Consider the following 22,098-nt stretch of genomic DNA (forward strand, 5'->3'; position numbering starts at 1 on the left):
CATGGCGGACCGCAGCTTTCTCACCTGGCCCTTCTTCGAAGAGCGCCACCGCATCCTCGCCGACGCGCTCGACCGCTGGGCCGCCGCCAATCTGGCGAACATCGACCACAGCGACGTCGACGCCGCCTGCCGCGAGCTGGTGGCCAAGCTGGGCGAGGGCGGCTGGCTGGAATATTCGGCCGTCGATCCCGATGTGGCGGTCAGCACGCTCGACGTGCGCAGCCTTTGCATAATCCGCGAGACACTGGCGCGCCATGACGGCCTTGCCGACTTCTCCTTTGCCATGCAGGGCCTGGGCACCGGCGCGATCTCGCTGTTCGGCACGGTCGACCAGAAACGCGAATGGCTGAGCCGTACGCGGGCGGGCACCGCGCTTTCCGCTTTCGCGCTGAGCGAGCCGAAATCCGGCTCCGACGTCGCCAATCTCGACCTTGCCGCGCGCGAGGACGGCGACTTCTACGTTCTTGAAGGCGAGAAGACCTGGATTTCAAACGGCGGCATCGCCGACATGTACACGGTCTTTGCACGCACCGGCGAAGCGCCGGGCGCCAAGGGCATCTCGGCCTTCATCGTGCCGGCCGACACGCCGGGCCTGTCGATCGCCGAGCGGCTGGAGGTGATCGCGCCGCACCCGCTGGCGCGGCTGTCTTTCGAGAACTGCCGTGTGCCGAAATCGGCCATGCTCGGAAAGCCGGGCGAGGGCTTCAAGATCGCCATGTCAGTGCTCGACGTGTTCCGCTCGACGGTTGCCGCCGCCGCGCTCGGCTTTGCCCGCCGCGCGCTGGACGAGGCTGTTGCGCGTTCGACGTCGCGAGAACTGTTCGGCGCGCCCATGTCGGACCTGCAGATGGTGCAGGGCCACATCGCCGACATGGCGCTCGACATCGATGCCGCGGCGCTCCTCGTCTATCGCGCCGCCTGGCTGAAGGATTCGGGCGCGCCGCGCGTCAGCCGTGAAGCGGCGATGGCCAAGCTTTACGCCACAGATCGCGCCCAGAGCGTGATCGATAAGGCGGTCCAGATCCATGGCGGCGACGGCGTGCGCAAGGGCAGCGTCGTCGAAAGCCTCTATCGGGAGATCCGGGCGCTGCGCATCTACGAGGGCGCGTCCGACGTACAGAAAGTCATAATAGCCAGGCAGACGCTGGCGGGAGGATAATGAATGCTGGGGCCATCGGCGCACATCGACACATTTGCTCGTGACAACCTGCCGCCGGTGGAGGAGTGGCCCGACCTGCTGCTCGACGGCTTCGACTATCCCGAGACGCTCAACGCCGCAGTCGAGTTCACCGACGCCATGGTCGCCAAGGGTTTTGGCGACAACATCGCGCTGATCGGCAATGGCCGCCGCCGGACCTACAAGGAACTGACCGACTGGTCGAACCGCATCGCGCATGCGCTGGTCGACAACTATGGCGTCAAGCCGGGCAACCGGGTGCTGATCCGCTCGGCCAACAACCCCGCCATGGTCGCCTGCTGGCTCGCAGCCACCAAGGCCGGTGCCGTGGTGGTCAACACCATGCCGATGCTGCGCGCGGGCGAGCTCGCGAAGATCGTGGACAAGGCGGAGATCGAATTCGCGCTTTGCGACTCGCGCATCCTCGATGAGCTCGTCGCCTGCGCCAAGACCTCGAATTTCCTCAAGAAGGTGATCGGCTTCGACGGCACCGCCAACCACGATGCCGAGCTCGACCGCATCGCGCTCGACAAGCCGGTGAAGTTCGACGCCGTGCCGACCAGCCGCGAAGATGTCGCGCTTCTGGGCTTCACCTCCGGCACCACGGGCGAGCCCAAGGCGACGATGCATTTCCATCGCGACCTCCTCATCATCGCCGATGCCTATGGCAAGGAAGTGCTGGGCGTGCGGCCGGACGATATTTTTGTGGGCTCGCCGCCGCTCGCTTTCACCTTCGGCCTCGGCGGCCTTGCCATCTTCCCGCTGCGCTTTGGCGCGGCCGCGACGCTTCTGGAGCAGGCAACGCCGCCGAAGATGATCGAGATCATCGAGAACTACAAGGCGACCATCAGCTTCACCGCGCCTACGGCCTACCGCGTCATGCTGGCGGCGATGGACAAGGGCGCGGATCTCAGCTCGCTGCGCGTCGCAGTCTCCGCCGGCGAGACGCTGCCCGCGCCGATCTACAATGCCTGGATGGAGAAGACCGGCAAGCCGATGCTGGACGGCATCGGCTCCACCGAGATGCTGCACATCTTCATCACCAACCGCCTGGGCGATTCCGCTCCTGGCTCCACCGGCAAGCCGGTCGGCGGCTATGAGGCGAAGATTGTCGACGAGGATATGAACGAAAAGCCGCGCGGCGAGGTGGGACGGCTCGCGGTGCGAGGACCCACGGGCTGCCGCTATCTGGCCGACAAGCGGCAACGAACCTATGTGCGCGGCGGCTGGAACCTCACCGGCGATGCCTTCTACCAGGACGAGGACGGCTATTTCCATTTTGCCGCCCGCTCCGACGACATGATCATCTCCGCCGGCTACAACATCGCCGGGCCGGAAGTGGAAGCGGCGTTGCTCAGCCACGCTTTCGTCTCCGAATGCGCTGTGATCGGTGCAGCCGACGAAGAGCGTGGCCAGATCGTGCAGGCACATGTGGTGCTGGCGGCCGGCGTGACTGCGGACGCCATGACGATCAAGACGCTGCAGGATCACGTCAAGCAGGTGATCGCGCCCTACAAATATCCGCGTTCGATCAAGTTCATCGAGGCTCTGCCGAAGACGGCTACAGGCAAGATCCAGCGTTTCGTGCTGAAGCAGGCGCAGCAATAGAAGCTGCGCCGGGCGCGATTTCGCAAGGGCGTTGAGGGTGGAACGCGCGAGCGCGCTGCCCTCACGTGCGTTCACCAGCCGGCCGCATGGCTATCTGGTCGGAGTGATGTCCTGGTCCAGATAGGTCAGGTCGAATCCGGTCAGTTCGGCCAGTGACTCCCGGTTGAGGAAGGTCACCACGCCATCGCGGAACACGAGCAGGTTCGCTTCGCGCAATTGCCGCAGAACGCGGTTGAGGTGGATTGCGGTCAGGCCGAGTGAATCGGCAAGTACGGTCTGCGAGAGCGGGCAAGGGAAGCTGTCGGAGTTTCCGTGGCCGATAAGTCTCATCCGCATTGCCAGTTCGAGCAGGAAATGGGCGGTGCGGGATAGCGCGTCCCGCCTGCCGACATTGACAAGGTGCTCCACCACCATGGCGTTGTCGCGCGATGCCGCCCACAGCAGGGCGACCGCCAGACGCGGCGACTCGCGGAAGGCCTCCCAAATGCGATCGGTGTTCACCTTCCTGATCTCGATATCGGTCAGCGCCACGTAGCTCTGGTCCGAGGTCCTCAGCAACAAGCTGCGCAGGCCGAGGAAATCGCCCGGAATCTGAATGTCGATGATCTGCCGCCCGCCGTCGTGAAGGCGCTTGTAGGAACAGGCCCATCCTTCGCGAACGACATAGGCGGCGTGATGGTGCTGCCCTTCATAGACAATATCGCGGCCGGCACCTATCAGGATGCGCTGCCCTTGCAGCCTTTCGAGTATTACTGAGTCTTCCGGCTTCAGCGGCATGAACGCTGCGATTTTCTTCGACAGCGCATCGATCTGAAGTGAGGTCGGTTTCATGGAATTCTCGCCCCTGACATTCCATTGAAAGCGAATGGATTTAAAAATCAGTGAATACTTCCAGATCAGTGGGACATACATCCGCGTTCATATTAGATGTTTGTAATAATATGCGTTACCATCGCGCGCGGATTGCGCGTCCAAGTATATACGCGGTTGTGGATAATATAATTCACAAAGCGGTGATTGGTTCCTGGCTGCCCGCTGAAATTCGGACTTAGAGCATCCGTGGATCGTAGTATATTTCGCGTAAAGTCGGGCGTTATTATTTTAATCGCCTAGTTCATTTGGATGAGGCATATCGGTCGTTCGGGCAGTGCGACCGGTGCTGCGTTGTGAGGCATCGGCGCCAAGCAGGGCCCGCGCAGGGGAGCGACAGCGCAGGGCCTTGACCCTGGTCCGATCTGTCGAAAGTGGATGCGTAAAATTCAGTCGCGGACAAGCCGAGTGCTTCGGCAGATCCGCGATGGCCCGGGGAGAGCGCGCTTTCAGGTGAAGCGCGCCCGGAGAGAGTTCGTTGCGGGCGATCTTTCGGTCGTGGCAGGGATTGGCGCCCTCAGACGTCCCCTGCGTATCCCCTGAAGGGGGCGGGTAGGCGAGCGCTTAGATGGCGAGATACTCGTTGCGCAGTTCGGGGCTGTCGAGCAACTCCTTCGCACTTCCTGAGAACACAAGCTCGCCGGTGTCGAGGATGACCGCGCGGTCCGCGAGCCGCAAGGCGGCGACCGCGTTCTGCTCCACGATGATCGTGGTGATGCCGCGCTTCTTGATGTCGTAGACGATGTTCTCGATTTCCTTGACGATCACGGGGGCCAGCCCCTCATAAGGCTCGTCCAGAAGCAGCAGCTTCACGTCGCGGGCCAGCGCGCGCGCCACCGCCAGCATCTGCTGCTCGCCGCCGGAAAGGGTGATGCCCTCCTGCGTGCGCCGCTCCGCCAGACGGGGGAAATGCGCGTAGATCTCGTCGAGGGACATGCCGTGGCCGGGCGCGATCTGCGCCAGCTTCAGGTTTTCCTCCACGCTCATGCCCGGAATGATGCGCCTGTCTTCGGGAACCAGCTGGATGCCGGCCCGGGATGCCTGGTAGGACTTCATCGAATGGATCGGCTGGCCTTCCAGCCAGATCTCACCGCTGCGCAATTCGGGCTGATCGAGCCGGGCGATGGCGCGCAGCGTCGAGGTCTTTCCGGCGCCGTTTCTGCCGAGAAGGGCCAGGATCTCGCCCTTGTGCACGTCCAGCGTGACGCCTTGGACGATGTAGCTTTCGCCGTAATAGGCGTGGATGTCGCGGATCGCGAAGAAGGCATTCTTCGGGTCGGACTCCGTCGCGGCCGAAATGGCTTCCCGCTTTGTCGCCAGGACGTTCATTCGAGGGCTCCTCCCAGATAGGCTTCCTGGACGCGCGGATCGTCCTTGATTTCACCGGGCAGGCCGGAGGCGATGATGCGCCCTTGCGCAAGCACCGAAATCTTGTCGGCCAGTGAGAAGACGACATGCATGTCGTGCTCGATGATGACCTTGGTCATGCCGCTCATCTTGATCTTGCGCAGAAGCTCGATCGTCGTGTTGGTGTCGTGGCGGCTCATGCCGGCCGTCGGCTCGTCGAGCAGCAGCAGGCGCGGCTTCTGGATCAGGCACATTGCCAGTTCCAGCCGCCGCTTGTCGCCGCGCGACAGGGCCCCGGCATGTCCGTCGCGCCGTTCGTAGAGGCCGAGGTCGTGCAGCAGCGCCCCAGCCTGCTCGCGGATTTCAGCCTCGCTTTCCACCGAGCGGAACATGTTGATCTTGAAGGCGCCGTCGCGGCGGGCAAAGGCCGGGGCCATCACATTGTGCAGCACCGACAGGTCGGCAAAGATTTCCGGCGTCTGAAAGACGCGTGAAATGCCGAGCTGGTTGATCTCATGCGGGGCCTTCCCGGTCAGAACGGTCCCGTCGAAGACAACGGCGCCGCTGGATGGCGGGATGCGCCCGATGATGACGTTGAGCAGCGTCGATTTCCCGGCGCCATTGGGGCCGATGATGGCGTGGGTCTTGCCCTCCTCGATCTGGAGGTCGATATCCGAAAGCGCCTTGAGGCCGCCGAAGTGCTTGTGGACGTCCGCCGCATGCAGGACGATGTTTGCAGGTGTCTGGGTCATGGCTGCGCCGTCCTATTCCGCTGGCTGGGTGCGAAGCGCGTCGTCGGGTGCTGTCTTGCCGCGCTGAAACCGTCGCCGAAGGCGCTGGCTTCCCTCCACGAGGCCGCCGGGCAGGAACACCACGATCAGCACGAACATCAGGCCCAGCGTCAGGTGCCAGCCTTCGCCCACGAATTTGGACAGGATGGTCACGACCGCGTCCGAAAGCCCGTCCGGCAGGAAGGAGAACGCGTTCTTCAGCATGTTGACGTTGATGGCCGAGAAGATGTTCTCGAAATATTTGATCAGCCAGGCGCCCACGACGGGCCCGTAGAGCGTTCCCACGCCGCCCAATATGGTCATCAGCACCACGTTGCCCGATTCGGTCCACTTCATGCGTTCCGCGCCGGCCAGCGGGTCGGTCACCGAAAGCAGCGCGCCGGCAAGCCCGGCGAACATGCCGGAGATGACGAAGGCGGCAAGCGTGTAGGGCTTGGTGTTGAAGCCGGTGTAGTTCATGCGGGTCTGGTTGGACTTGATCGCCCGCAGCGCCATGCCGAAGGGCGAGGCGAAGATCTTCTGCGAGACGTAGAAGGAGACGATCAGCAGCACCGCGCAGATATAGAAGCCGAGATAGCCGGAGATCGTGGTTCCGAGCAGGGTCGGCGTCGGCAAGCCGGAAGCCGCGGCCTGCGCGCCGAACAGGGCATCGAGGAAGCGTGGGTCGTCGCGCGCTAGCAGCAGGCCGGTCTCGCCATTGGTGATCGGCGTGAGGACCGAATAGGCCAGGCTGTAGCACATCTGCGCAAAAGCCAGGGTCAGGATCGAGAAGTAGATGCCCGAGCGGCGCAGGCTGAAATAGCCGATCAGCAGGGCGAACAGGCCCGCCACCGTCACCGCCAGAACCATTGCCGGCAGCATGTCCATGGTCAGGAGCTTGAACGACCAGACGGTGGTGTAGGAGCCGACGCCCAGGAATGCGGCATGCCCGAAGCTGAGATAGCCGGTCAGCCCGAACAGTATGTTGAAGCCGATGGCGAAGATCGCGTAGATCGCGAATTTCTGCATCAGTCCCGGATAGGCGGCGCCGAGCGGCGAAAGCCACAACGGCATCGTGAGGACGATGAGGCTGAATATGGCCAGAGAGGCAGAGTCCTTGCGGGAAAGCGAGAACATGGGGGTCAGGTCTCCATGATACCGCGCCGGCCAATGAGGCCACGCGGGCGGACCAGCAGGATGACTACGGCCACGAGATAGATGATCACCTGGTCAATGCCCGGAATGAGCGACTTGACCTCGGTCATGGATGCAAAGGATTGCAGGATGCCGAGCAGGAAGCCGGCTGCGACCGCGCCGGGCAGGGAGCCCATGCCGCCCACAACCACGACCACGAAGCTGAGCACCAGGAAGTCCATGCCGAGATGATAGTTGGGCGGCAGCAGCGGCGTGTACATCACGCCGGCGACGCCCGCGACCACGGCGGCGAGGCCGAACACGATGGTGAAGCGCCGGTCGATGTCGATGCCCATCAGGCCCACCGTTTCGCGGTCAGCCATTCCGGCGCGCACCACCATGCCGAAAGTGGTGAACTGCAGGAAGGCGAAGACGCTGCCGATTACCCCCAGCGAGAAGAAGAGATAGATGAGCCGCCACCACGGATAGGTCAGCACATGCGCATCGGCGCCGAACCATGCGCCGATGTCGGCCGCGCCGCGCAGATCCGAGGGAATTGGCTGGGGAATGGGGTTGGCGCCGAAAAAGCTCTTCACGATTTCCTGAAGCACGATGGCCAGGCCGAAGGTGACGAGGATCTGCTCGGCATGGGTGCGCTTGTAGAAGTGCTGGATAAGCCCGCGCTCCATGGCGATGCCGATCACCAGCATCACGGGGACGGCCAGCAGGATCGAGATCGGCACCGAATAGTCGACCAGCAGCGCCCCGAAGTCGCCGAACCAGTTCTGCACCAGCGGCGTGCGCACTTCCACCGGCGTCCCCCAGGGCGAGAGCTTCTCGGGGTCGAGCGTCACGGTTTCCATCGTGATCAGGAAGCGGAACGTGACGGCGCAGAAGCAGCCGAGCATGAAAAGCGCGCCATGCGCGAAATTGACGACGCCAAGCGTGCCGAAAACGAGGGTGAGCCCCAGGGCGATCAGCGCATAGGCGCCACCCTTGTCCAGACCATTGAGCAGTTGCGCGAAGAACGCGTTCATATTTTTCCCCGCACGGGGTTTGACCCCCGATCGTTATGACTGGAAAAGCAGCCGGCCCGGCGCCATTGGCAGCGCCGGGCCGGCAAGGATGTCAGCACTGGTTGGGTTCGTAGGGGCCCAGCTCGCCGCCGAAGATCGACGGATCGTAGGTGACGTCCTCGCGTGTGGCCTTGCCGATCACGTTCAGCACGTCGAAGCGGCTCGACGGGTTCTCGTTGCCGCGCACGACCAGCACTTCCTTGAAGCACTGGTGGTCGGTGTCGCGGTAGAGGGTCGGGCCGTTGCCCATGCCGTCGAACTCGAAGCCTTCCAGCGCCTTGATGACTTCCGGCGGATAGAAGGTTCCTGCCCGCTCGACCGCGTCGGCATAGAGGATCGCCTGCACGTAGCCGGTATGGGCCGACTGCGACGGCGGAGCGCCATAGGCCTCGCCATAGGACTTGGTAAAGGCCTTGGTGCCTTCGTCGTCCAGCGACCACTGCCAGTTGGAAGTGCCGATGATGCCCTTCACCGCCTCGCCCGCGCCGACGGCCATCAGTTCGGAGAACATCGGCACGACGATCTCGAAGTTCTTGCCGTTGGCCTGGCGGTCACGCAGGCCGAACTGCACTGCCTGCGGCAGCGAGTTGACCATGTCGTGGCCATAGTGGTTGAGGATCAGCACGTCAGCGCCGGAGTTCATCACCGGCGTCAGGTATTGCGAATAATCGCCGAGCCCGAGCGGCGTGCGCACAGTGGCGACCGTCTCCCAGCCGAGCGCTTCGGTGGCGTTCTTGATCGATTCTTCCTGCGTCCAGCCCCAGGTGTAGTCGGCCGTCAGGTGATAGGCGCGGCGGTCGGTGCCGTATTCCTTGGCCAGGAACGGCGCGATGGCGACGCCCGACTGGAAGGCGTTGAAGAAGTGCCGGAAGCCGAAGCGACGCTTGTCCTTGCCGGTGGTGTCGTTGGAATGCGTCAGGCCGGACATGTAGATCACGCCCATTTCCTGACACAGACTCTGCTGTGCGATCGCCTCGCCGGAGGTGACGGAGCCGGTGACCATGATGGCCTTGTCGCGCTCGATCATGCGGCGTGCACCGTCGCGGGCGGCGTCGGTGTTGGTCTGGGTGTCGCCGGTCACATATTCGACCTTGCGGCCGAGCACGCCGTTGCCTTTCAGCGCGATAGGCTTGAGCGTCTTGAGCATGCCGCCGTCGCCCTCGCCATTGATGTGCTTGACGGCCAGTTCATAGCCCTTGAGCTGCTCCAGGCCTTCCTCGGCATAGGATCCGGTCTGCGGCACGTTGAAGCCGAAAATGGCGCTGCCGCTGGCCGGGTTGTTGCAGAAGTCCTGCGCCCAGGCGCCCTTGCTGAACACATAAGGTGCGCCCAGAGCGGTCACAAGGCCTGCGCCTGCGCCCTTGAGCACGCTTCTCCTGTTGAAACGCGACGTCATGCTTCACTCCTCCTTGAATGCGGCGTGCGCCGCCGTTCTCCTCGGCCGGAAGAGTCAACGAAGTGGAAAATAGAGCAATAGCAAATTGATATTTATGGATTTTTTTGTAAACAATGATGTTTGTGTAAAGTCAGTTTTGTAAATGTCTTACACAGCGTTCAGGGGGAGGGCGCATGCGGGCACCCATTGGCATCAGAATACGGCGCAAACGATTGCAACTCGGCCTGTCGCAGGCGACCCTCGCGCGCGCTGCCGGAATATCGCCGAGCTATCTCAACCTGATCGAGAACAACAAGCGTGTGATCGGGGGCAAGCTGCTGATGCGGATTGCCGAACGGCTGAGCCTGGAAATGGACGAGCTGTCCGGCCTCAGCGAGCAACGCATGATCCAGGGGCTGGAAGAGCTGCTGGCCGACCCGGTCATGCGCGACATCGAAATTGAGCGGAGCGAAGTCCGCGAGCTGGTGGCGCGCTTTCCCGAGGCGGGAACCGCTCTTACCCGGCTCTACCGCGCCTATTCGGAAACCAGCGCCGGCATTGAGGCCTACGCCAACCGCCTCCGGTCCGACCCGCTGCTATCGCAGATGCTGCATCAGGTTCTCAACCGCATCGCCGCCATGCGCTCCAGTGCGGAGATACTTGATGGCGTGCCGGACCTTGCCGAGGCAGACCGTATCCGTTTTACCGGCATGATCAGTCACGAGGCGCACGACCTGACCGAAATCGTGCGCAATCTCGCCTCCTATTTCGATCAGTCCGCCTCTGGACAAAAAGCCGGATCGCCCCTGCGGGAGGTCGAAGAGGCGATCATCACGGCCAACAATCACTTTCCTGCGCTGGAAGATGCCGCCGAAAACCTGCGGCGGGAAGTGGAAGCGCATGGTGCCTTCGGCGAGGCGGCCCTTGCCGAAGCCTTGCAGCGCCGCTTCGGCATTTCGTGCCGCAAATGGCCGGAGCGGGAGCGGATGTCCGAGCCCTACAGGTTCGATCCGGAGGCGGCGGTGCTGTGGTTCCGCGCTTCGACGACCGCCGCCACCCGCCAGTTCCAGATGAGCCGCATCTACGCGCTGCATGCCGCGGGCGATGTGCTGGAGCGCCAATCCGTCGCGATGGAGCCAACCTCCGACGAAGCGCGGCAGCTCATGCGCAGCGCGCTTTCCTCCTACATGGCCGGCGCCATTGTCATGCCCTATGCGGAATTCCTGCGTGATGCTGAGGAGAGGCATTACGACATCGAACTGCTAGGTCATCTCTACACGGCGAGTTTCGAGCAGGCGGCGCACCGGTTGGTGACGCTTCGGCGCAAGGGTGCCGAGGGCGTTCCCTTCGGCTTTCTGCGCGCGGATCGGGCAGGGCGCCTCACAAAGCGCTTCCCACTGCCGGGGCTGACGCTGCCGGGGTCAGGGCATGGCTGCCTGCTTTGGCCGATCTACGACGCTTTCGGCGCCTCGGGCGTGGTCAGGGAGGTCTGCGAATTCACCAATGGCGGGCGCTACCTGCTTCTGGCCAAGGCGGTAACCAAGCGCGTTTCGGCCTATCAGGAACAGCCGCTGGTCTTCTCCGTGATGCTGGCGTGCGACATCCTGCATGCCGATCGCACCGTCTACGGCCATGGGCTCGACCTGTCATACGAGCCGAAGCTGGTGGGGCCTTCCTGTCGCCTTTGCACCCGGCAGGATTGCGCGCATCGTCAGGAAACGGCCGCGATGGCCGCGACCTGAGGACCTATTCGGCGACCGCGACAGCCTCGCGGCGCAGCGGAAGCGTGATGCGGAAGCACGCACCGGGAAGCGGCCCTTGGACAAGTTCCAGCGAGCCATTCATCTTTTCCACGATCTTGTGGCTGATGTTCAGTCCCAGCCCCAGCCCGCGTGTGGCGACGGAGGAGGGCTCCACCCGTCCGGCACGCACGAACTTGTCGAAGATGCTCCTGCGAAACTCTTCGGGTATTCCGGAGCCGTTGTCGGAGATATCGACCACATAGCGGCCAGCCTTGATCCGGCTCTCGATTCGCACCCGCGGTGCGGGCGAGTCGTTGTGCGAAATCGCATTGGCGATGATGTTGATGAACACCTGGCTCAGCCGATCGGCATCAGTGGAAACCGGCCCGCGCTCCGCCCTTCGTCCATATTCCACCGACAATGCCCGCTGGCGGGCAAGCGCCTCGCACACCGCCACAGCCCGATCCAGCACCTGCTCGGCGTCGATGGGCACGTCTTCCCAGTCGCGCTCGCCATGTTCCAGCGCGCTGAGATCGAGAATCTCGTCCAGCAGCTTGGTCAGGCGCACGCTTTCGTTGTGGATCGTGGTCACGAAGCGTGTCCTCTGCCCCTGAGTGAGGTCGGTATCGGTGAGCAGAATTTCCGAGAACGACCGGATGGAAGTCATCGGCGTGCGAACCTCGTGGCTCACCTGCGAAAGGAAGTCGTCCTTCTGCCGGTGAAGCTCGTGCAGAAGCGCGTTGGCCTCCTGCAATTGCTGCGCGGTCGAGCGCAGTTCCTGCGAGGTCTGTTCCAGCTTGTGGGAATATTCGATGACCTGCTGGGTTTCGTCGGCGATCTGCATCACCTCTTCCAGCGTGATCATGTCGCCGGCGACCACTTTGCTGAGCAGGATATGCGCCGAGGCCGAGCCGATGGAACTGGCCAGCTCCCGTTCCAGCTTGGCGATGAATTCGGATGAAACGTCTAGCCGCGCCGCTGCCTCGCCGCGCGGAACGTCGGAAGTGTCGAACAGCTCTCTGGCCCGCTTCCACCCCAGCACGCGCTCGGCGACGAAGAACAGCTCGGTAGTGGTCACCGAGCCCCTGATGATGTGCGGCTGGGCGCCGGGGCTGCGCTTGAACACGTCCACGAACAGTGCCGCCTGGATGCGTTCCAGCGCGGTCTGGTTCGTTGCCAGCGACACGCAGACCAGCGTGGCAACGTTGAGGAACAGGCTCCAGAACACCGAGTGGACGAGCGGGTCGAGGCCGCTCATGCCGAACATCGCCTCCGGCCGCAGGAAGCCTATTGCCCACGGGCCTTCCGCCATAAGCATCGCGACCGTGTCGCTGGTAGATTCGAAGCTGGGCAGGAACACGGTCCACGCCCAGATGGCGAAGCCGATCAGCGTTGCGGCCAGTGCGCCTTGCACGGTAGCCGAGCGCCAGTAGAGCGCGGCAATCATTGCCGGCAGGAACTGCGCGACGCCGGCGAAGGAAATGAGCCCGATCGGCGCGAGCGCGTCGGAATCGCCAGTCAGCCAGAAATAGAGGAAGCCCAGGAAGAGCATCACCCCGATGGAAATGCGGCGGCTGCGCAGCAGCAGGCGCGCAATGCCGCGCTCACCCGAATCGGCCAGATTGCCGGAGCGGCGCAGGGCGATCGGCAGCACCACATGGTTGGAAACCATGATCGACAGCGCGATGGAGGCCACGATGATCATGGAGGTGGCGCTCGAAAAGCCCCCGATGAAGGCGAAGAGCGCCAGGCCATCGTGCCCCGTGGACATGGGCAGCGTGAGCACGAACATGTCCGGATTGGAGCCGATGGGCATGGTGGCCAGGCCATAGAGCGCGATCGGCATGGTGAACAGGCTCATCAGGAACAGATAGGCCGGAAACGCCCACCCCGCCGTGCGCAGATGCTCCTCGTTTGAATTCTCCACCACGGTGATCTGGAACTGGCGCGGCAGGCAGATCGCGGCACTTGCCGAAAGCAGGAGCACCACAACCCAGCGGCTGCCGAACTCGCTGCGCTCGTGAATGTCCAGGCCCGCTTCGACCGCTCGCGCGTAGACTTCGGTCAGGCCGCCGCCCAGGCCGAACACCACGAAGACGCCGACTGCGATCAGGGCAACCAGTTTCACGGCCGCCTCGAAGGCGATGGCGGCGACCACGCCGTGGTGCTGCTCGCGCGCATCGACGTTTCGTGTGCCGAACAGGATGGTGAACAGCGCCATGCCGACCGCCACGCCGAGAGCGAGGGTGACATCGTCCAGCCCGGCCAGATGGTCTCCGCCGCCCTTGGCCACGGACACCGCCTGGATCGAGGTGGTGATCGCCTTGAGCTGCAGCGCGATATAGGGCGTGATGCTGACCACCGCGATCAGCGTCACCAGCACCGCAAGGCGGCTCGACTTGCCGAAGCGGGAGGACAGAAGGTCAGCCACCGAGGTGATGCGTTGCAAATGGCTGATGCGGATGAGCTTGCGCAGGATGAACCACCAGCCGACGAAAACGAGGGTCGGCCCCATATAGATGGCCAGGAATTCCAGACCGCTGCGGGCCGCGGTGCCCACCGCGCCATAGAACGTCCAGCTGGTGCAGTAGACGGATATGGAAAGCGTGTAGACGAACGGCGAGCGCAGGAAGCCGGCGTTGCCCCGCTTTGCCCGTGCGTCCGAAACATAGGCGAGCACGAACAGCAGGCCGACATAGGCCACGGCTGTCAGGATGACGAAATCCGGAGACAGCATCACTCGTCCTCCGGCGGCATCGCCGGCCTGATCTCGTCTCCGGCGTCGCCCGGATGAGTCTTGCCGGTGCGCGCGGGGAGAAGGCGCGAGGTCATCACTGCGCCGACGATCAGAAGTATCCAGACGAGAAAGAGGTAAAGCACCTCCATCGGCACGCCGAACAGCAGCGTTCGCGTGGCGAAGAGATTGAGGAACGGAGGAAGCAGCAGCACCGCGCCGAAGAGCGGTATGGCGAGGGCCGTGTCCTCGCGCTTGCGGTCGTCATCCGCCCTCGGCGGGCGCTGGCTCGCCATGTCAGCCCTGCGCCGGGCTGCCCAGCAGCCGTCGCACTTCCTGGATCACGTCATTGTTGGCATAGGGCTTGGTGACAAAGCCGTCCGCCTTCAGTTCCGCGGCTATCTGGCGGTCATATTGCTGCCCGCGCGCGGTCAGGATCAGCACCGGTACGTGCTTGAGGAATGCGTCGGACCTTATCGCCTTGAGAACGTCCAGGCCGCTCCTCTTGGGCAGCATGATGTCCAGCAGCAGCATGCCAGGCCGCAGGCGCCGCACGGCTTCGATCGCGGCATCTCCGTCGTGAACGGAATCGACCGACCATCCGCATCGCCCCAGGATGAAATTGAGAGATTCCAGAATAGCCGGCTCGTCCTCGGCAATCAGGATATCCACCATCCCCCTATCACCTCCCCAGCGGAGCCGCGCATTTTCGGTGCGGCTTCCAAATTCCCGGGGCTCCCGCCATTGTCGCGGCTGCTGGCTCCGGGTGCCTTGCTGCCATGCGCGACGCCCCAGTTCGCCGGTCGCATGGAAGCTGTTTATTGTTCTAGCGGCCCATTCCAGCCGAAATCATGCGCGCAGGCAAGTGACCCGGTCAGCCGAGGGGCTGCCGTTAAGTCGGGATAAACATTTTCTCTGCGATTTGTGTGCCCAATTGCCGGCCGTCGCCCCGGTCGGACATGCAACGGAGGAACCACATGACCGACAGGATGAGGCATCCCGCCGCGCCTGGCCTGACGCGGCGCCGGTTGCTGGCGCTCAGCGGCGCAAGCGCGCTTTCATTGATGACGGGGCTGCCTTCGATGGCGGCGGAAGGCGTCTCCGAAGGCGATTTCGTCAAGCTTTCGGCGCGGCTGCTTCAGGCCGATGCGTCCTCCCTCGATGCCGACATCGCCGCAAGATTCCTCGCCGGTTTCGAACAGACCGGCAGGGTGCAGGCGCTCTCGCTGCTCGCCGGCGGCGCGGGCGACAAGGCGCTGGAGGAGGAAATCATCACCAACTGGTATTCGGGCGTGCACCGCACGGCCGAGGGCGAGGAGGTCGCAACCTATACGGACGCCCGCATCTGGGATGCGCTCGACTACACCAAGCCGCAGGGCTGGTGCGGCGGCGATACCGGCTACTGGTCCGAACCCCCGAGCGCGTGAGGATAGAGAAATGGCAGAGATCGAAGCCGACGTCGTCATCGTCGGGTCGGGCGTCGCCGGCGCGCTGATCGCCGACAGGCTCGCGCGGGAGGGGCTGAAAGTGGCAATCCTCGAGGCGGGCGAGGAGGTCGATCGCGCCGATGCCGTCGACAGGTTCCACGGTGCGCTCATCAAGACGCCGGAATCCGCTTATCCCCTCGGGCCCGACGTGGACCATCCCGTCGCCTACGATCCGGACTACTGGTATCGTCAGGACGGTCCCGACAAGTTCCGCAGCACCTATGTCAAGGTAGTCGGCGGCACCACCTGGCATTGGCTGGGCACCGCGATCCGCATGTCGCCGGGCGACTTCACCCTTGCCCGCGACCACGGCCGCGGCGTCGATTGGCCAGTCGGCTATGACGAGCTCGAGCCCTTCTATGTGAAGGCCGAGAACGAGCTTGGCGTCTCCGGCGAGCCGGGATCGCCGCCGACCGCCCATCGCTCGGCCGCCTATCCCATGCCGCCGATCCCGCAGACCTATCTCGACAAGACGTTCGCGAAGGCGCTGGAAGGCACGCAATACCGCGTGAGCTCCACGCCGCAGGCGCGCAACTCGGTCGAGCGCGACGACAGGCCAGGCTGCTGCGGCAGCGCAAGCTGCATACCTGTCTGCCCGGTGCAGGCCAAATACGACGCGACGGTGCATGTCGAGCGTGCAAAATCCCATGGCGCGCAGCTTCATGCCGCCACGGTCGCGACCTTCATCGAAACCGGCCCGGACGGCGCGATCGAGGCGGTCCGCTTCATCCGCCGTGACGGCAGCACGGGCAGGGCGGTCGGCAGGCTGTTCGTCGTTGCCGCGCATGCGATGGAAACCCCGCGTCTGCTCCTGAACTCGACGTCCGAGCGGACGCCACGGGGCGTCGCCAATGGCTCGGACCAGGTCGGCCGCAATCTGATGGACCACCCGACGCAATTGAGCTGGGCTTTCTCGAACCAGCCGGTCTGGCCCTATCGCGGCCCGCTTTCCACTTCCGGCATCGAGAACCTCAGCGATGGGCCCTTCCGCAAGGAGCGCGGCGCGTTCCGGATCGAGATCGGCAATGACGGCCATTCCTGGCCAACCGGCGCGCCGGTAACCTCGGCTGCCGAGCTTGTGAAGCAGGGGCTGCGCGGTGCCGCCCTCAATGCTGCCCTGCGCGACGTGACGTCCCGCCATATCCGTCTCGCTTCGCTTGTCGAGCAACTGCCTGACCCCGAAAACCGCATTGCCTTGCACCCGACCGAGCGCGACCGCTACGGCGTCCCGCTGCCGAAGATCACCTACAGGCTGGACGAGTACGTCAAGGCCGGGCTTGTCGCTGCGTCAAAGGCGCATGAGGAGATTTTCGCCGCTCTCGGCACCACCGGCATGCAGCATCTGCCGGAAGCGGCCGGCGCCGGCCACATCATCGGCACCGCCCGCATGGGCACGGATGCGAAGACCTCGGTCGTCGATGCCGAGCTGCGCAGCCATGACCACAGGAACCTGTTCATCGTCGGCTCGGCCGTGTTCCCGACCGCGGCCACGGCAAATCCGACGCTGACCATCGCCGCGCTCAGCCTGAGGACGGCGGAGGCCATGCTCAAGCAACTGAACTGACCGGGCGAGGTGCAATCTCGCCAGGTCGTTCAATCAGAGCAAAGTTGAGGGTGCTCCAAAAACGGATCGGCCATCAGCCGATCCATTGCGGCGCTAAAGGTGCGAAACCGTCTGTTCGAGCCACTGCCACAGATAGGGCGCCAGTCCGCGGTCTAGATGGATGCGCATCCGGTCGGCGCTGCCGTAGCGATAGACCAGAGCGTTGGCGCCGGCGAACAGCAGAGACGCAGTAGGCGTCGAGCCTTGGGGATACAGCGTCGTGCCGCGGGCGAACACTTCTGGCACGTCAGCGCCGCTCAGTTCGATCACCTGCATTCCGGCGTCGATCACGCTGACGGCGAATCCCCTGCCGTGCCAGCCCGGCGCAAAGCCCAGCGGCGTTTCAGAAACGGCAAGTATGCGGTCGCGCGCAATGCGCACTGCATAGCGGCTGCCCTGTGCGACCGACAATGCACCGACGCTTCCGTCCAGCATGCCGGATACGCGGCCCCACGTCTCTAGGTCGCCGCTCACCAGAATCTGGTTCAGGCCCATGATCGTGCGGACCGAGAGGCCGCCGGTGTCGATGCCTGCCGTGCTCCAATCCGGAACGATCGGCCATTTCTCGGCAAGGTCACGCATTGAGACGCTCTCCCGCTGGATCGAAGGCGCAAGCCGGCGCGATGGTGGCGCGCCGCATCATGCCAAGGTGCTGAAGCTCGATCGTCTCGCCGTGCCGCGAGGCTCCCCGCTCGATCAGCGCCAACGCGATGGGTCGGCCAAGCGTGGGGCTGAAATAGGACGAGGTCACGAAGCCGATGCTCCGCTTTCCGTCACCGTGGCGCTCTATGCCATGCGCGCCGATGGGCAGGGGCTTCTCGCCCTCGGCGACGACGAGCCCGACAAGCTGGTTTCGGTCCGGCCGGCTTGCCTCCTCTGTGAACAGCGAGCGGCGACCGACAAACTCCGTGTCGCGCTTCACACGCGGGCCGGAGACGCCGAGATCGTGCGGCAGCGTCGTGCCGTCGGTATCCTTGCCGATGACGATATAGCCCTTCTCCGCGCGCAGGATCATCAGCGCCTCAACGCCGATGGTCACGGCATCGAGGGCGGCGCCGGCCTCTTTCATCCGGCTCCAGAGCAGCTCGGCGCGATCGGCCCGGATCGAGACTTCGTAGCTGCGGTCGCCGGTAAAGCTCACGCGCGCAATCCGCACGGCTTCGTCGGCGAAGATGCCGTGCGCCACCGCCATGTGCGGCAGGCTTTCGTCGTCCAGCGCGACGTCCAGCTCGAGCGCCTCGAGAAGCCCGCGGGCGTTCGGGCCGGAGACGGTGAGGGTGGCGAGGTTCGACGTGGCGTTGTGGATATAGACCGCCTTGCGTCCGAAACGGTCCTGCCGCCATTCCTCCAGCCGCGCATGCACGGCCGCGACATGCGAGCTGGAGCAGGAAACCACGAAGCGGTGCTCGTCCAGCCGCATCAGGATGCCATCGTCGAACACGACGCCGTTCTCCGAGAGCATGAAGCCGTAGCGGCAGCGGCCGGGCTTCAGCGTCGACATGGTGTTGTAGTAGATGAAGTCCATGAACTCGGCCGCCTGAGGCCCTACCACCTCGATCTTGCCGAGCGTGGAGCCATCGAACAGCGCCACCGACTGGCGGGCGCGCCGCGCCTCCTCTTGAATGACGGCCGAAGTGTCGCCGGCGCCGTAGCAGGCCGGGCGCAGCCAGCCGCCATATTCCTGGAAGACGGCGCCGTCGGCGCGATGCGCGTTCTCCAGCGGCAGGCGCCGAACCGGCGCCATCATGCTGCCGCGGCGGCTTCCGGCAAGGCTTGCGAAGGGAACGGGTGTGAAGGGCGGGCGATAGGTGGTGGTGCCGACCTCGGGGATTGCGCGGCCGGTAATGTCCGCCAGCAGGGCCAGCCCGTTCAGGTTCGATGTCTTGCCCTGGTCGGTCGCCATGCCCAGCGTCGTGTAGCGCTTCAGGTGCTCGACCGAGACGAAGTTTTCGCGTGCCGCAAGCTCCACATCCTTGGCCGTCACGTCGTTCTGGTAGTCGATCCAGACGCGGCCCTTTGTCTTCGGCTTCGGCCACAGGCCGACCACGCCCAGCGTCATTTCCGGGCCGGTGCTGCGGGGCGCCTCCGAGTCGGGATTGCCGAATTCGCCGAGTGCGGCCCCGCCGCTTGCCAGCGCTTCCGAAAGCGATGCGGTTCCGGCCGCCGCGCCGGCAACGCCGATGCCCGCAATCTGGCCGCCCGGCACGAAGGCCGCCAGGTTCTCATTCCAGGCCAGCTTGCCCTTCGCCTGCGAAAAGAGATGCACCGTCGGCGTCCAGCCGCCTGACACCAGCACGCAGTCGGCCGGCAGAACTGTGCCGTCGTCCAGCACGACGGCCTCGACCGCGCCTCGTCCGCGCGCGGCGGAAATCGTGCGTCCGGCCATGACCTTCACGCCGGCAACGCTCTTGCCCGCATTGCTGCGGCAGTCGATCACTGTCACCGATGCGCCGCTTGCGGCCATGGCCTCGGCGACCTCGTAGGCGCTGTCATTGTTCGTGGCGACCACGACCTGACGCCCGACCAGCACGCCCTGGCGGCGCAGATAGGCAAGTGCAGCGTCAGCCGAGAGAATGCCGGGCAGGTCGTTGTTGCCGAACGGGACCGGGCGTTCGATCGCGCCTGTTGCCAGCACGATGCGGCGCGGCCTGACGCGCCAAAGCGTGTCCGGTCGTCCGCCGGCATGGCGCTGGTTCAGGGCCACCAGATTGTGGTCGTAGATGCCGAAGGCGGTGGTCAGCGGCAGCACCTTGTGGCCGTCGCGCTCCAGCCTGGAAACGACGTTCTGCGCCCATTGCAGGGCGGGCTGGCCATCGATCTCGCCAGCGCGGTGGCGCAGCGATCCGCCCGGATGCACCTGGTCGTCGACGAGCACGACCGAATGACCGGCATCAGCGGCTGCTGCCGCGGCTGCCAGTCCGGCCGGGCCGGCACCCACCACGAGCACGTCGCAATGGTGGTTGATCTGATCGGCTGCAGGAAGCGGCTTCCACTCCGGATCGACGACGCCGAGGCCCGCCATTGCGCGAATACGCGGCTCGAACAGCAGCCAGTCGGGCCACATGAACGTCTTGTAGTAGAAGGCCGCCGGAATGAAGCGCGCGAAGCGGTCCAGAAACGCGTTGCGATCCGCCTGGGCGTTCGGATTGGCGTTGACGCTTCTTACCGTCAGGCCATCCAGCGCCGGCTCGGTCGTGGCGCGCGCGTTGGGGATGCGGCCGTTGGCGCCCTCGATGTCCACCAGCGCGTTGGGTTCCTCCACGCCGGCGCCCCAGATGCCGCGAGGGCGATGGTATTTGAAGCTGCGGCCCACGATGCGCTGGCCACTGGCCAACAGCGCCGAGGCGATGGTGTCGCCGGCAAAGCCCTCGATGCGGCGGCCGTCGAAGTTGAAGCTCAGTGGTCGGCTGCGGTCGATCTCGCTGCCGCCCCGGTCAAGACGCGAGGCGCTCATGCTGCGTGCTCCGTCGCATCGAGAGCCTGCGATCCGCCCACCGTGTGGGTCACGCTGTCACGGTCCATGGCGAAGAATTCGCCGCATGTCAGATGCACCCAGATTTCGCGCGTCGGCCCCTTCGGGTTGGCTCGCATGTAAAGGTAGCCGGCCCATTTGTCGGCCGTCACATCCTTGCCGTCGGGACGCGTGTTGCCGGCCTCGCCGCCATAGTGGAATTCGCTTTCGTCGCGCGGGCCGCAGAAAGGGCAGGGGAAAAGCTGCATGGTGTTCCTCTAGTGCGCGATGCCGGAGCCGGCGGCCTCGTCGATCAGCCGGCCGCGTGCGAAGCGATCGAGATCGAAGGGGCGGCTGATATCGTGATGCTTGCCGGTTGCGAGCAGGTGCGCCAGCAGCGTGCCGCCGGCGGGAATCGCCTTGAAGCCGCCGGTGCCCCAGCCGCAATTGAGGAACAGGCCCGGCAACGGCGACTCGCCGATGATCGGCGAAGAGTCCGGCACGACATCGACGATGCCGGCCCATTGCCGCATCAGCTTCAACTGGCCGAAGATGGGAAACATCTCGAGCATGCCCGCAATCACCCCTTCCAGCACCGGCAGGTTGCCGCGCTGGCCATAGGAGGGAATGCGGTCGAGCGCGCCGCCGATCACCATCTCGCCCTTGTCCGACTGGCTGACATAAACGCCGCTGTCGGGCGAGATCACCACGGTGTCGAGGATGGGCTTCACCGGCTCGGAAACGCATGCCTGCAAGGCATAGGAATTGATCGGCAGTTCGAAGCCGGCCTTGGCCGCCAGCACGGAGGAATGGCCGGCCACGGCCATGCCGGTGCGCTCGGCGCGGATCGTGCCTTGCGAGGTCACCACGCCGCGGCAGCGCCCGCCCTCGATGATGAAGTCGGTGATCTCGCAGTTCTGGATGATGTCCACGCCTAGGCCGCTCGCGGCCCGGGCATAGCCCCAGGCCACGGCATCGTGGCGCGCCGTGCCGGCGCTGCCCTGCCAGCTGCCGCCATGGACGGGATAACGGGCGTCCGGCGCGAAATTGTAGATCGGAACCAGGCGCCGCACTTCCTCGGCCGAGAGCAGTTCCGCGTCGATGCCGTTGACCTGGATGGCATTTACCGTGCGCGCCGCGGTTTCCATGGCCGCCTCGCTGTGGGCGAGCGTCAGGATGCCGCGGGCGGAGAACATGATGTTGTAGTTCAGCTCGGTCGAAAGGGTCTTGTAGAGGCTGTGCGCCAGCCCGTAGATCGCCGCACTTTCGGGGTAGTAATAGTTGGAGCGCACCACCGTGGTGTTGCGGCCGGTGTTGCCGCCGCCGATCCACCCCTTCTCCAGAACCGCGACATTGGTGATGCCGTGGTTCTTCGCCAGGTAGTAGGCGGTGGCGAGGCCGTGGCCGCCGCCGCCGATGATGATGACGTCGTAGGAGCTCTTGGGCTCGGGCGAGCGCCACGCCTTTTCCCAGCCGGTCTGGCCGGCCAGGCCCTCCTTAAACAGCGAGAACGCCGAATAGCGCCTGGTCATGCTTCAGGCCCCCGCGGTGGACATTTTGATGGAAGGAGCATGCGATCGTCCGACTTTCTGCCGAGTCACGGCCGGCGCATGTCTGTTAGCTGGATGTCGGCAAGGCAGGCAAGTGGCCGGCCGGGGATTTCACATCGGCCGTGCATGTTTCGCGCTGTCGACATGCGCCGGTAATCGCTCGGATGCGGACTG

Annotated in this window: 18 protein-coding genes; 5 read left to right on the forward strand and 13 right to left on the reverse strand. The window is 64.5% G+C overall.

Annotation, left to right across the window (positions count from 1 at the left end; all coding sequences use genetic code 11):
- Position 1: 1 nt before the first annotated feature.
- Both ABLE86_RS08655 and ABLE86_RS08660 read left to right on the forward strand, forming a co-directional pair.
- A complete protein-coding gene (locus tag ABLE86_RS08655; RefSeq protein ID WP_348778508.1) occupies positions 2 to 1,159 on the forward strand; it encodes an acyl-CoA dehydrogenase family protein in 1,158 nt (385 codons plus the stop codon).
- A gap of 3 nt (positions 1,160 to 1,162) precedes the next feature.
- Positions 1,163 to 2,785 carry a benzoate-CoA ligase family protein gene (locus tag ABLE86_RS08660; RefSeq protein WP_348778509.1) on the forward strand — a complete coding sequence of 541 codons (1,623 nt, stop codon included), beginning with the start codon at positions 1,163 to 1,165 and terminating at the stop codon, positions 2,783 to 2,785.
- Positions 2,786 to 2,875: 90 nt separating this feature from the next.
- Here ABLE86_RS08660 and ABLE86_RS08665 read toward each other — a convergent pair whose 3' ends face one another.
- The 6 genes from ABLE86_RS08665 to ABLE86_RS08690 form a co-directional block, all read right to left on the reverse strand.
- Positions 2,876 to 3,616, reverse strand: a complete 741-nt coding sequence (locus ABLE86_RS08665; RefSeq protein WP_348778510.1) for a Crp/Fnr family transcriptional regulator — start codon at positions 3,614 to 3,616, stop codon at positions 2,876 to 2,878.
- Between the two features lie 603 nt (positions 3,617 to 4,219).
- Positions 4,220 to 4,984, reverse strand: a complete 765-nt coding sequence (locus ABLE86_RS08670; protein ID WP_348778511.1) for an ABC transporter ATP-binding protein — start codon at positions 4,982 to 4,984, stop codon at positions 4,220 to 4,222.
- Positions 4,981 to 5,754 carry an ABC transporter ATP-binding protein gene (locus tag ABLE86_RS08675; protein WP_348778512.1) on the reverse strand — a complete coding sequence of 258 codons (774 nt, stop codon included), beginning with the start codon at positions 5,752 to 5,754 and terminating at the stop codon, positions 4,981 to 4,983. Before ABLE86_RS08675 ends, ABLE86_RS08670 begins: the two co-directional genes overlap by 4 nt.
- 12 nt (positions 5,755 to 5,766) lie before the next feature.
- Entirely contained in the window at positions 5,767 to 6,909 is a 1,143-nt protein-coding gene (locus tag ABLE86_RS08680; RefSeq protein WP_348778513.1) for a branched-chain amino acid ABC transporter permease, read from the reverse strand.
- Positions 6,910 to 6,914: 5 nt separating this feature from the next.
- Positions 6,915 to 7,943 carry a branched-chain amino acid ABC transporter permease gene (locus ABLE86_RS08685; RefSeq protein WP_348778514.1) on the reverse strand — a complete coding sequence of 343 codons (1,029 nt, stop codon included), beginning with the start codon at positions 7,941 to 7,943 and terminating at the stop codon, positions 6,915 to 6,917.
- Positions 7,944 to 8,034: 91 nt separating this feature from the next.
- Complete coding sequence (locus ABLE86_RS08690) at positions 8,035 to 9,378, reverse strand: substrate-binding protein (RefSeq protein WP_348778515.1); 1,344 nt, start codon at positions 9,376 to 9,378, stop codon at positions 8,035 to 8,037.
- 173 nt (positions 9,379 to 9,551) lie between these two features.
- On the opposite strand from ABLE86_RS08690, the gene ABLE86_RS08695 reads away from it, so the two are divergent.
- The gene (locus ABLE86_RS08695; protein WP_348778516.1) at positions 9,552 to 11,099 is read left to right on the forward strand and encodes a short-chain fatty acyl-CoA regulator family protein; all 1,548 of its coding nucleotides are present in this window, start codon (positions 9,552 to 9,554) and stop codon (positions 11,097 to 11,099) included.
- A 4-nt stretch (positions 11,100 to 11,103) separates the two neighbouring features.
- Here ABLE86_RS08695 and ABLE86_RS08700 read toward each other — a convergent pair whose 3' ends face one another.
- The 3 genes from ABLE86_RS08700 to ABLE86_RS08710 are packed head-to-tail and all read right to left on the reverse strand — an operon-like array spanning position 11,104 to position 14,508.
- Positions 11,104 to 13,836: a sensor histidine kinase gene (locus ABLE86_RS08700; RefSeq protein ID WP_348778517.1), complete on the reverse strand. Its 2,733-nt coding sequence runs from the start codon at positions 13,834 to 13,836 to the stop codon at positions 11,104 to 11,106.
- On the reverse strand, positions 13,836 to 14,129 hold the full coding sequence (locus tag ABLE86_RS08705; protein ID WP_348778518.1) for a hypothetical protein: 294 nt from the start codon (positions 14,127 to 14,129) through the stop codon (positions 13,836 to 13,838). The genes ABLE86_RS08700 and ABLE86_RS08705 overlap by 1 nt, the downstream gene beginning before the upstream one ends.
- 1 nt (position 14,130) lies before the next feature.
- A complete protein-coding gene (locus tag ABLE86_RS08710) occupies positions 14,131 to 14,508 on the reverse strand; it encodes a response regulator (RefSeq protein WP_348778519.1) in 378 nt (125 codons plus the stop codon).
- A 302-nt stretch (positions 14,509 to 14,810) separates the two neighbouring features.
- Between ABLE86_RS08710 and ABLE86_RS08715 the strand changes: the two genes are divergently transcribed.
- Positions 14,811 to 15,260, forward strand: a complete 450-nt coding sequence (locus ABLE86_RS08715; RefSeq protein WP_348778520.1) for a sugar dehydrogenase complex small subunit — start codon at positions 14,811 to 14,813, stop codon at positions 15,258 to 15,260.
- A 10-nt stretch (positions 15,261 to 15,270) separates the two neighbouring features.
- Positions 15,271 to 16,884: a GMC family oxidoreductase gene (locus ABLE86_RS08720; protein ID WP_348778521.1), complete on the forward strand. Its 1,614-nt coding sequence runs from the start codon at positions 15,271 to 15,273 to the stop codon at positions 16,882 to 16,884.
- A 93-nt stretch (positions 16,885 to 16,977) separates the two neighbouring features.
- Here the strand turns inward: ABLE86_RS08720 and ABLE86_RS08725 are convergent, their stop codons facing one another.
- The 4 genes from ABLE86_RS08725 to ABLE86_RS08740 are packed head-to-tail and all read right to left on the reverse strand — an operon-like array spanning position 16,978 to position 21,906.
- The gene (locus ABLE86_RS08725; protein WP_348778522.1) at positions 16,978 to 17,505 is read right to left on the reverse strand and encodes a hypothetical protein; all 528 of its coding nucleotides are present in this window, start codon (positions 17,503 to 17,505) and stop codon (positions 16,978 to 16,980) included.
- Positions 17,498 to 20,377, reverse strand: coding sequence for a sarcosine oxidase subunit alpha family protein (locus ABLE86_RS08730; RefSeq protein WP_348778523.1), 2,880 nt, complete (start codon positions 20,375 to 20,377; stop codon positions 17,498 to 17,500). Before ABLE86_RS08730 ends, ABLE86_RS08725 begins: the two co-directional genes overlap by 8 nt.
- Positions 20,374 to 20,643 carry a sarcosine oxidase subunit delta gene (locus tag ABLE86_RS08735; protein ID WP_348778524.1) on the reverse strand — a complete coding sequence of 90 codons (270 nt, stop codon included), beginning with the start codon at positions 20,641 to 20,643 and terminating at the stop codon, positions 20,374 to 20,376. Before ABLE86_RS08735 ends, ABLE86_RS08730 begins: the two co-directional genes overlap by 4 nt.
- A gap of 9 nt (positions 20,644 to 20,652) precedes the next feature.
- Complete coding sequence (locus ABLE86_RS08740; protein ID WP_348778525.1) at positions 20,653 to 21,906, reverse strand: sarcosine oxidase subunit beta family protein; 1,254 nt, start codon at positions 21,904 to 21,906, stop codon at positions 20,653 to 20,655.
- Positions 21,907 to 22,098: the final 192 nt, after the last annotated feature.

This window comes from Mesorhizobium sp. KR2-14 (assembly GCF_040049255.1).
GTDB lineage: Bacteria > Pseudomonadota > Alphaproteobacteria > Rhizobiales > Rhizobiaceae > Pseudaminobacter.

Bases quoted from the DNA above. Each gene is read 5' to 3' on its own strand.
- ABLE86_RS08655 (WP_348778508.1), top strand. From the start codon at position 2: ATGGCGGACCGCAGCTTTCTCACCTGGCCCTTCTTCGAAGAGCGCCAC.
- ABLE86_RS08660 (WP_348778509.1), top strand. From the start codon at position 1,163: ATGCTGGGGCCATCGGCGCACATCGACACATTTGCTCGTGACAACCTG.
- ABLE86_RS08665 (WP_348778510.1), bottom strand. From the start codon at position 3,616: ATGAAACCGACCTCACTTCAGATCGATGCGCTGTCGAAGAAAATCGCA.
- ABLE86_RS08670 (WP_348778511.1), bottom strand. From the start codon at position 4,984: ATGAACGTCCTGGCGACAAAGCGGGAAGCCATTTCGGCCGCGACGGAG.
- ABLE86_RS08675 (WP_348778512.1), bottom strand. From the start codon at position 5,754: ATGACCCAGACACCTGCAAACATCGTCCTGCATGCGGCGGACGTCCAC.
- ABLE86_RS08680 (WP_348778513.1), bottom strand. From the start codon at position 6,909: ATGTTCTCGCTTTCCCGCAAGGACTCTGCCTCTCTGGCCATATTCAGC.
- ABLE86_RS08685 (WP_348778514.1), bottom strand. From the start codon at position 7,943: ATGAACGCGTTCTTCGCGCAACTGCTCAATGGTCTGGACAAGGGTGGC.
- ABLE86_RS08690 (WP_348778515.1), bottom strand. From the start codon at position 9,378: ATGACGTCGCGTTTCAACAGGAGAAGCGTGCTCAAGGGCGCAGGCGCA.
- ABLE86_RS08695 (WP_348778516.1), top strand. From the start codon at position 9,552: ATGCGGGCACCCATTGGCATCAGAATACGGCGCAAACGATTGCAACTC.
- ABLE86_RS08700 (WP_348778517.1), bottom strand. From the start codon at position 13,836: ATGCTGTCTCCGGATTTCGTCATCCTGACAGCCGTGGCCTATGTCGGC.
- ABLE86_RS08705 (WP_348778518.1), bottom strand. From the start codon at position 14,129: ATGGCGAGCCAGCGCCCGCCGAGGGCGGATGACGACCGCAAGCGCGAG.
- ABLE86_RS08710 (WP_348778519.1), bottom strand. From the start codon at position 14,508: ATGGTGGATATCCTGATTGCCGAGGACGAGCCGGCTATTCTGGAATCT.
- ABLE86_RS08715 (WP_348778520.1), top strand. From the start codon at position 14,811: ATGACCGACAGGATGAGGCATCCCGCCGCGCCTGGCCTGACGCGGCGC.
- ABLE86_RS08720 (WP_348778521.1), top strand. From the start codon at position 15,271: ATGGCAGAGATCGAAGCCGACGTCGTCATCGTCGGGTCGGGCGTCGCC.
- ABLE86_RS08725 (WP_348778522.1), bottom strand. From the start codon at position 17,505: ATGCGTGACCTTGCCGAGAAATGGCCGATCGTTCCGGATTGGAGCACG.
- ABLE86_RS08730 (WP_348778523.1), bottom strand. From the start codon at position 20,377: ATGAGCGCCTCGCGTCTTGACCGGGGCGGCAGCGAGATCGACCGCAGC.
- ABLE86_RS08735 (WP_348778524.1), bottom strand. From the start codon at position 20,643: ATGCAGCTTTTCCCCTGCCCTTTCTGCGGCCCGCGCGACGAAAGCGAA.
- ABLE86_RS08740 (WP_348778525.1), bottom strand. From the start codon at position 21,906: ATGACCAGGCGCTATTCGGCGTTCTCGCTGTTTAAGGAGGGCCTGGCC.